General features: G+C 71.6%; 8 protein-coding genes. 6 read left to right on the top strand and 2 right to left on the bottom strand.

Annotation, left to right across the window (positions count from 1 at the left end; all coding sequences use genetic code 11):
• A partial coding sequence (locus tag H288_RS0112745; RefSeq protein ID WP_020092964.1) for a transporter substrate-binding protein occupies positions 1-763 on the bottom strand: 763 nt, incomplete at its 3' end.
• A 283-nt stretch (positions 764-1,046) separates the two neighbouring features.
• On the opposite strand from H288_RS0112745, the gene H288_RS0112740 reads away from it, so the two are divergent.
• The 4 genes from H288_RS0112740 to H288_RS0112725 all read left to right on the top strand — a co-directional run bounded on the left by H288_RS0112740 (position 1,047) and on the right by H288_RS0112725 (position 6,151).
• A complete protein-coding gene (locus tag H288_RS0112740; protein WP_020092963.1) occupies positions 1,047-4,427 on the top strand; it encodes an ATP-binding protein in 3,381 nt (1,126 codons plus the stop codon).
• A complete protein-coding gene (locus H288_RS0112735) occupies positions 4,420-5,337 on the top strand; it encodes a DNA-binding response regulator (RefSeq protein WP_020092962.1) in 918 nt (305 codons plus the stop codon). Before H288_RS0112740 ends, H288_RS0112735 begins: the two co-directional genes overlap by 8 nt.
• 143 nt (positions 5,338-5,480) lie before the next feature.
• The gene (locus H288_RS0112730) at positions 5,481-5,717 is read left to right on the top strand and encodes a hypothetical protein (RefSeq protein WP_020092961.1); all 237 of its coding nucleotides are present in this window, start codon (positions 5,481-5,483) and stop codon (positions 5,715-5,717) included.
• Between the two features lie 47 nt (positions 5,718-5,764).
• Entirely contained in the window at positions 5,765-6,151 is a 387-nt protein-coding gene (locus H288_RS0112725) for a hypothetical protein (protein ID WP_020092960.1), read from the top strand.
• Between the two features lie 6 nt (positions 6,152-6,157).
• On the opposite strand, the gene H288_RS0112720 is transcribed toward H288_RS0112725, so the two are convergent.
• Positions 6,158-6,601 carry a DUF488 domain-containing protein gene (locus tag H288_RS0112720; RefSeq protein ID WP_020092959.1) on the bottom strand — a complete coding sequence of 148 codons (444 nt, stop codon included), beginning with the start codon at positions 6,599-6,601 and terminating at the stop codon, positions 6,158-6,160.
• Between the two features lie 202 nt (positions 6,602-6,803).
• Here H288_RS0112720 and H288_RS0112715 point away from each other — a divergent pair, with 202 nt between their 5' ends.
• Together H288_RS0112715 and H288_RS0112710 are read left to right on the top strand one after the other, a co-directional pair.
• Complete coding sequence (locus H288_RS0112715) at positions 6,804-7,688, top strand: GH25 family lysozyme (RefSeq protein ID WP_020092958.1); 885 nt, start codon at positions 6,804-6,806, stop codon at positions 7,686-7,688.
• A gap of 134 nt (positions 7,689-7,822) precedes the next feature.
• Positions 7,823-8,596: a Crp/Fnr family transcriptional regulator gene (locus tag H288_RS0112710; RefSeq protein ID WP_020092957.1), complete on the top strand. Its 774-nt coding sequence runs from the start codon at positions 7,823-7,825 to the stop codon at positions 8,594-8,596.
• The last annotated feature ends 28 nt before the right edge of the window (positions 8,597-8,624 follow it).

Raw genomic sequence — 8,624 nt, 5'->3', positions numbered from 1 at the left:
CGGCGAAGATCACCTTGGGCTTGGTGAGCTTGATCTTGTTGATGACCGAGTTGAACTGCGTGTGGCCGAGGGGGAAGTACTCCTCGCCGACGACCTTGCCCTTGAGCACGTTCTCCACGTGCTTGCGGGCGATCTTGTTGGAGGTGCGCGGCCAGATGTAGTCGGAGCCGATGAAGTAGAAGCTGTCGCCGCCCTTCTCCTTGTGGACCCAGTCCAGGCCGGCGAGGATCTGCTGCGTGGCCTCCTGGCCGGTGTAGAAGACGTTCTTCGACTGCTCCAGGCCCTCGTAGAAGGTCGGGTAGTACAGCAGGCCGTTGTACTGCTCGAAGACCGGCAGCACCGCCTTGCGCGAGGCCGAGGTCCAGCAGCCCATCACGGCGGCGCAGTGGTCGTTGACGAGGAGCTTCTTGGCCTTCTCGGCGAAGGTCGGCCAGTCGGAGGCGCCGTCCTCCTGGATGATCTTGATCTTGCGGCCGAGCACGCCGCCGGCGTCGTTGATCTGCTGGATCGCGAGCTTCTCCGCTTCCTGCGCGCCCGTCTCCGAGATCGCCATCGTGCCGGTGACCGAGTGCAGAATGCCGACCGTCACCTCGCTGTCGGTCACCGCGAGGCCCGTGGTGTTGACCGCCGCGGTCGGCGGCGCCGCCCAGGCGGTGCGCGGCAACAGCGCCAGCGCCGGGGCGCCGGCCAATCCCATGAGCAGCCTGCGCCGCAGCGGGGAGCGCAAGCCGTGATCGGCGCCGGTCTCGGTGTCGTCTGCCATGTGCCTGACCCTGTTCGCGTCCGGGCCTTGAGAGGCGGCCCGGATCGACGAGCGCAGGCTAGGTCCTGGGTTGCAGTGCGGCCTATACGCGATTTTGCGTATGGCCGTGGTCTTGCATGCGCCGCACCATCGCGGCGGAATACTTTGAGGTCGGGGTGGCTGAGAGCGCGAATAGTGGGAGCACCGCTCCGGTGCCCGGTCTTTCGCGCGCGCGCGCGTCGCGCGGCCGCCCGTGCGCGACGCTGCCCGGGCACGACGGGCTGATCGTCCCGGCCGGGGCCCGATGAGCGGTCCGCAGCGCATCATCCCCATCCGCCGGGACTACAACCGCTTCGTCGCCGACGAGACGCTGGAGGATTACGCCCTCCGCTTCACCGCCAAGAAGGCGCGGCGCTGGTCGAGCCTCGAGGTGGCGCAGACGGCCCTCGGCTCGATCTCGTTCCTCGCGCTGGAGGCGATCGGCGGGACGCTGGCGCTCACAGCGGGATTTCCCAACACGGTGGCGGCCGTGCTGGTCGTCGGCCTGATCATCTTCGCCACGGCGGCGCCGATCACGGTCTACGCCGCCCGCTACGGCGTCGACATGGACCTGCTCACCCGGGGCGCCGGCTTCGGCTATCTCGGCTCGACCGTCACCTCGCTGATCTACGCGAGCTTCACCTTCCTGTTCTTCGCCATCGAGGCGGCGATCATGGCTCTGGCTCTGCAGCTCTGCTTCGGGCTGCCGCTCGGCGTCGGCTACCTGCTCTGCGCCGGAGCGGTGATTCCCCTGGTCGTCTACGGGATCCGGCTGATCAGCCGGTTCCAGATCTGGACGCAGCCGATCTGGATCGCCTTGAGCCTGCTGCCGCTGATCTTCGTGGCGGCGCAGGGCACGGGGCCGCTGCGGGCGCTCGCCGGCTACCCGGGCCTCGACGGCGGCGGGGGCGGCTTCGACCTCGCGCGCTTCGGTCTCGCCACCGGCGTCCTGCTGGCGCTGCTCGCCCAGGTCGGCGAGCAGGTCGACTTCCTGCGCTTCGTGCCGGAGCCGCGGGGCCCGCGCGACCGCCGCTGGTGGCTCGCCGTCCTCTCGGGCGGCGCTGGCTGGATCCTGCCCGGGATGCTGAAGATCCTGCTCGGCGCCGCGCTGGCGGTCCTTGCGCTGGGGCACGGCGTCCCGGCCGAGCACGCCGCCGAGCCGACCCGCATGTACGCGGTGGCCTTCGGCTACCTGACGGGGGAGGGGAGCCGGGCGGCGCTGCTGCTCACCGGGCTGTTCGTCCTCGTGTCGCAGCTCAAGATCAACCTGACCAACGCCTATGCCGGCTCGATCGCGTGGTCGAACTTCTTCTCGCGCCTGACCCACAGCCATCCGGGACGGGTGGTCTGGCTCGTGTTCAACGTCGCCATCGCGGTGCTCCTGATGGAGCTCGGCATCGACAAGACCATCGAGAGCACCCTGCCACTCTACGCCTCCGTGGTCTCGGCCTGGGTCGGCGCGCTCGCCGCCGACCTCGCGGTCAACAAGCCGCTCGGCCTCTCGCCCCCGGGCATCGAGTTCAAGCGCGCCCACCTTTACGCGGTGAATCCCGTGGGGACCGGCGCCATGGCGCTATCCCTCGCGGCCGGGGGCGCGGCCTATGTCGGCTGGCTCGGCGCGACCCTGCAGCCCTTCGCGCCATTGCTGACCCTGGCGATCGCGTTCTGCGCCGCGCCGGCGATCGCCTGGGCGACGGCGGGGCGCTGGTACCTGGCGCGGGTCCCGAAGCGGGATTGGGGCGCGGCCGAGGTGGTCTGCCGGGTCTGCGAATTGCCCTTCGAGGGCGAGGACATGGCCCATTGCCCGGCCTACGACGCCCCGATCTGCTCCCTCTGCTGCTCGCTCGACGCCCGCTGCGGCGACCTGTGCAAGCCCCACGGGCGCCTGGAGGTGCAGGCGCAGGCCGCCGTCGCGCGGATCCTGCCGGGCCGCACCGCTGCCTGGATCGGCGCGCCACTGGGCCGCTACCTCGCGGTGATGCTGACGCTCTGCGCGGTGATCGGCCTGATCCTCGGCATCGTGCACGCGGGCGCGACGATCGCCCACCCGGAGAATCGCGAGTTCCTGCGCACGGCGCTGACCAGCGTGTTCTTCACCCTGGTGGTGATCCTCGGCGTCGTGGCGTGGCTGTTCGTGCTCGCCCAGGAGAGCCGGCGCGTCGCCCAGGCCGAGACGATGCGCCAGACCGCGCTCTACCAGGCCGAGATCGCCGCCCATAAGATCACCGACGCCAAGCTGCAGGAGGCCAAGGAGCGGGCCGAGGCCGCCAATCAGGCCAAGAGCCGCTACGTGGTCGGGATCAGCCACGAGCTGCGAACGCCGCTCTCCACGGTGCTCGGCTACGCCCAGCTCCTCGAATCCGACCCCGCGATCCCGGCCCACCGGGTCAACGGCCTGCGGGTGATCCGGCGCAGCGCCCAGCACCTGTCGGGCCTGATCGACGGCCTCCTCGACATCTCGCGCATGGAGGCCGGGCGCCTCCAGATCCACCGCGACGAGGTCCGGCTGACCGACTTCCTCGACCAGCTGGTCGACATGGTCCGCCTCCAGGCGCGGGAGGCCGGGCTCGAGTTCCGCTTCGCGCGGCCCGAGATCCTGCCCGCGGTGGTCGCCACCGACGAGAAGCGCCTGCGGCAGGTGCTGCTCAATCTCCTGTCGAACGCCATCAAGTTCACGGAAGCCGGCACCGTCTCGCTGGACCTCAGCTACCGGAGCCAGATCGCGGTGTTCACTATCCGCGATACCGGGCCGGGCATCCCGGAGGCGGACCTCGCGCGGATCTTCGAGCCGTTCGAGCGCGGCTCGACCCCGGCCGCCCGCAGCACGCCGGGGACCGGGCTCGGGCTCACCATCGCCAACCTGCTGGCGCAGCTCCTGGGCGGCGAGATCACCGTGACCGCCGCCCCCGGCGGCGGCACGCAGGCGCGGCTGCGCCTGATGCTGGCCTCCGTGGCCCAGCCCGCGCCGATCGTCGCGCCCGCGCCGGCCGCACCCCCGGAGCGGGCCTACGCGGGCGCGCGCCGCACCGTCCTGGTCGCCGACGACGACAGCGCTCACCGCGCGCTGATGCGGGCGATCCTGGAGCCGCAGGGCATCTCCGTGCGGGAGGCCGGCTCCGGATCCGAGTGCCTCGCGACGGTCGCACAAGGCGGCGTCGACCTCGTCCTCCTCGACATCGCGATGCCCGGGATGAGCGGCTGGGCGGCGGCGGCGGCCCTGCGGCAGGCCGGGCATACCGGCCCGATCGCCATGATGTCCGCCAACGTCCACGAGATCAGCCCGACCCGGGGCGACGACGCCCCGCACGACGCGATCTTCGCCAAGCCCTTCGACCTGCGCGACGTGATGGAGCGGATCGGCAAGCTCCTGCACCTCGAATGGACCGAGGGCGCCGCGCCGGGGCGGTCCGGGGCGGCCGCGGCCGCGGCCGCGGCGGACGTCCCGGGGCCGGGGCCCGAGCATGTCGGCGAGCTCCTGCGCCTCGGCCGGATCGGGCATATCCGCGCCATCGAGGCCAAGCTGACCCAGATGGAGCAGGACCCGACCGTGCCGCCCGCTTTCGTCACCCGGATGCGCGGGCTCGTCGAGGGATACGACCTTCGCCGCTACCTCGCGGTCCTGCAGGAACTCGCCCGCCATGACTGAGGCGCCGAAGGTCCAGCCGCACCGGGACATCGTCCTGGTGATCGACGATTCGCCCGACACGCTGAGCTTCCTCACCGAGGCGATCGAGCGGTCCGGCGCCACCGTGCTGGTCGCCGTCGGCGGCGACCTCGCCCTGACCCTGGTGGACGAGATCACCCCCGACGTGATCCTCCTCGACGCGGTGATGCCGGGCCTCGACGGGTTCGAGACCTGCCGGCGGCTCAAGGCCAAGCCGCAGCTCGCCGGCGTGCCGGTGATCTTCATGACCGGGCTGAGCGAGACCGAGCACATCGTGAAGGGGCTCTCCGCCGGCGGGATCGACTACGTCACGAAGCCCATCGCCCCCGACGAGATCCTGGCCCGGATCCGCGTGCATCTCGCGAGCGCCCGCGCCGCGCAGAGCGCCCGGACCGCCCTCGACACGGCCGGGCGGACCCTGTTCGCGGTCGCCGAGGATGGCACGATCCTGTGGTCGACCCCGCAGGCCGGACGCCTGCTCGCCGGGCTCGGCGCGGTACCCTCCGGCACCCCCGCGCTGCCCGCCGGCGCCCGCGAGTGGCTGCGCGGTTGCCTCGCCGGCGCCGCCCAGCCCCTCGCGCTGACCGATCGCGACGGCGTCGCCTACGCCCTGACCTTCATCGGCCGCACCCCAGACGAGATCCTGCTCCGCCTGTCGCGCGACGCGCTGTCGGCGGGGGTCGAGCGGCTGCGGGTGCGCCTGCCGGTCACCGGGCGCGAGGCGGAGGTCCTCCTCTGGCTGTCCCGGGGCAAGTCGAGCCGCGACATCGGCGAGATCCTCGGGCTGAGCCACCGGACCGTGACGAAGCACCTCGAGAGCATCTACGCGAAGCTCGGCGTGGAGAACCGCACGGCCGCCTCGATCATCGCGGCGCGGCACCTGCAGGATTGAGCCCGCGCGGAAGCCGGTCGGCAGGGTTGCGCCGGCCGCGGATCCCCAAGCTTGTCCACAGGCGTCGATCCCCGGCGAAACGCCTTGGTAAGCCCCGCCGCCCCACGGTCCCGGCTCAGCCCGACAAGCCGAGTCCGGATGCGATGATGACCAGCCAGCAGCTCGCCGACGAACTGAAGCGGATCGCCACCACCCAGGTCAGCGACATCACGCGGGCAGTGAAGGAAGGCCAGAAGTCGATCGCCCTCAATGAGGTGCGGGACATGGCGCGGCGCCTCGGCCTGCTCGCGGACGCCTTCGATCCGAAATCCGCGGCCGAGAGATCCGAGGCCGACGGTGCGAGCGTCGCCGAAGCGGTCGACGACGCCCAGGCCGCCTGACACCCGTTGCCGGCGGCGTCCCGCCGGTCCCCTCCCAGGAGCGCTCCATGGTCCGCGCGCACTTCACCATCCGCCTCGGCAACGCCTCGCTCCCGGCCTCGGCGGCCCAGTGGGTCGAGGATGTCGAGGCCGCCCGGTCGACCGCGCGCACGATCGTGCAGGGGCTGATGCGTCAGCACGGCGGCGACCCACGCCTCATCGAGGCCGCGATGGTGATCACCGGCGACGACGGCGCCGTGCTGCTCGAGATGTCCTTCTTCGACACGCTGTACCTGCCGGTCGAGCCGGTGCCCGACGCCGACCGGCGCCGGCCGCGCGCGCCCCGCGGGGCCGCGCCGCGGGGACTGACGGCCGCCCTCGGCCCGGTCCGGCGCCTCGCCGGCGCGCTGGGCATGCGCGCGCAGCCGCAGCCGCGACCGCTGCCCGGGCGCTGAGACGCTTCAGCCGTAGAGATCGCTGACCACGAAGCCCCGCGGCGCGAGGCGCTCGGCCAGTACGCGCCGGTGGCAGCCGGCCGGATCGCGCTCGAAGCAGAGCAGGCAGATCGGCGACGCCTCGGCGAGCGCGGCGAGTTCGTCGAGCGCCGCGATCCCGGCAGCGGTGTCCAGCACTTCCTCGCAGTAGATCCGGCGCATCAGCGCCGCGTCCCCGGCCCGCGCCGCCTGCCGGCCGGATTTCGGGGTGCCGAGGCTGCGCAGATGCGCGTAGCCGAGCCCGGCTTCGCGCAGGGAGGTGCCGAGCGCGCCCTTCGAGAAGCCGCGCTTGCGCGAGTTCGCCACCGCCCGGACATCCGCCAGCACCGCGACCCCGGCCGAGCGCAGGACGCCGACGAGGCGCTCCGAGTCGAGGCCTTCGTAGCCTATGGTAAAGAGTTGCTTACTCACGGTGCCCCGTCCGGACTCGCGTTGCGGGACCGCGACTTAGCCGTATGCGGCCCTGTGAACCAGCCGGGGATCGACGCCGTATGTCGCGGGGATGCAACGCGTCCCGGAATTCCGCCGCAATGATCGCAAAGCTCCGTTAACCGCGCCAGGGCCATCGAATACGCCTGTCTGTGGCGCATCTTCGGTGGCGGGCTAAACACTGATGTCGCGGATCTACACGCCTTCGCGGTCACCGATCGAAGATCTCGCTCGGGGCCTGATCAGTCGCCTCAAGCCGGCCCGGCGTCTCGCCGGGCGCTTCGCCGCCGCCGCGATCCTGGCCGGCCTCGCCGCCTGCGCGTCGAACAACGACTTCTATCCGACGAAGGGCGACGCCAAGCCCCATCCGGGCGTGGCCAAGGCCAAGCTTCACCCGATCCAGGGCATCGATATCTCGAAGTGGCAGGGCAACGTCGACTGGGCCTCGGTCCGCGCCGCCGGCACCCAGTTCGCCTTCATCAAGGCCACCGAGGGCGGCGACCACGTCGACGAGCGCTTCCGGACCAACTGGGACGGCGCGGCCCGGGCCGGCGTGCCGCGCGGGGCCTACCACTTCGTGTTCTGGTGCCGCTCCGCCCGGGAGCAGATGGACTGGTTCAAGAAGAACGTCCCCAACGACCCCACCGCCCTGCCGCCTGTCCTCGACGTCGAGTGGAACGGCCACTCGCAGACCTGCCCGAAGAAGCTGCCCAAGGCCCAGGCCCTGGCGATGGTCACCGAGATGCTGGAGGAGATGGAGCGCTACACCGGCAAGCGCCCGATCATCTACACCGACATCACGTTCCACAAGGACGTCCTGGAGGGCGAGCTCCCCGATTACCCGCACTGGCTGCGCTCCACCGCGGCCGAGCCGGAGCAGCGCTTCGTCAACCGCAAGTGGATGCTGTGGCAGTTCACGTCCACGGGCCGGGTTCCGGGCGTGCGCGGCGACGTCGACCGCAACGCCTTCTACGGCACCCCGTCCGAATGGGCCTCGTTCCTGACGACCGACTGCGACCCGCGCGAGCACAAGCGGCTCTCCGAGCAGGGGCTCTGCACGGACAAGTAGATGAAAGGCGTCGGCGAAACCTAGGTTAGTTCAAGGACGTAGAGCGCGGGGTATGGCTGACGGGCCCGCGCACCGGCGGGCGAGCCCGAGAGGATCCTGACGGGAGACTCTCCTCCCGCACCTCTCCGTCCCCTATGCCGATCGACTCTGCCGCCTCCACCGGCAACCTGCTCCTCGACGCGCTGCCGGGTTCGGATCGCGCCCTGATCGCCCCCCACTTGGAGCCGGTGACCTTCGCCAAGGGGGATACGGCGCTGGCGGCGGGCGCCGCGGCGAGCCACGTCATCTTCCCCCGCGACCAGACCGTCGTGGCGCTGATCGTCGCCACGCGGGACGGCCGGACGGCCGAGATCGCGAGCGTCGGGCACGAGGGCGCGATCGGCGGGATCATCGGCGAGGGGCGGCTGCCGCCCGCGGTCAGCGGGCTGGCGCAGATCGGCGGCGCGGCTTTGCGCCTCGACGCGGCGCGGCTCCGGCAGGCCGAGCTCGAGTCATCGACGCTCCGCGACCTGTTCGCGCGCTACGCCGACTGCTTCCTGGCTCAGCTGTTCCAGATCGCGGCCTGCAACGCCCTGCACCCGATCGAGCAGCGCTGCCTGCGCTGGCTGCTGTCGCTGCAGGACCGGACGGGCGGCGACACCCTCCCGATCACGCACGAGGTCCTGGCCTCCATGCTGGGGGTCCAGCGGACCTACCTCACGCGGATCCTGCGGGTGCTGCAGGAGCAGGGCCTCATCCGGGTCGGCCGCGGGCGCATCACGATCCTCGACCGCCGGGCGGTCTCGAACGCCGCCTGCGAGTGCCACGCCCGCGTGCGGATGCAGTGCGAGGCGGTGCTCGGCGCGGTTTTCCGGGCCGAGGAGCCCCGCCGGACCGAGCCGGTCGAGACGCTGTCGCGCGCCGGGTGAGGGACCGGCCCGCGATCCGTCGACCACG

The organism is Methylobacterium sp. 285MFTsu5.1 (assembly GCF_000383455.1).
GTDB lineage: Bacteria > Pseudomonadota > Alphaproteobacteria > Rhizobiales > Beijerinckiaceae > Methylobacterium.
Note: the sequence above shows the minus strand (reverse complement) of the source record. Positions and strands in the feature narration are given on the sequence as shown.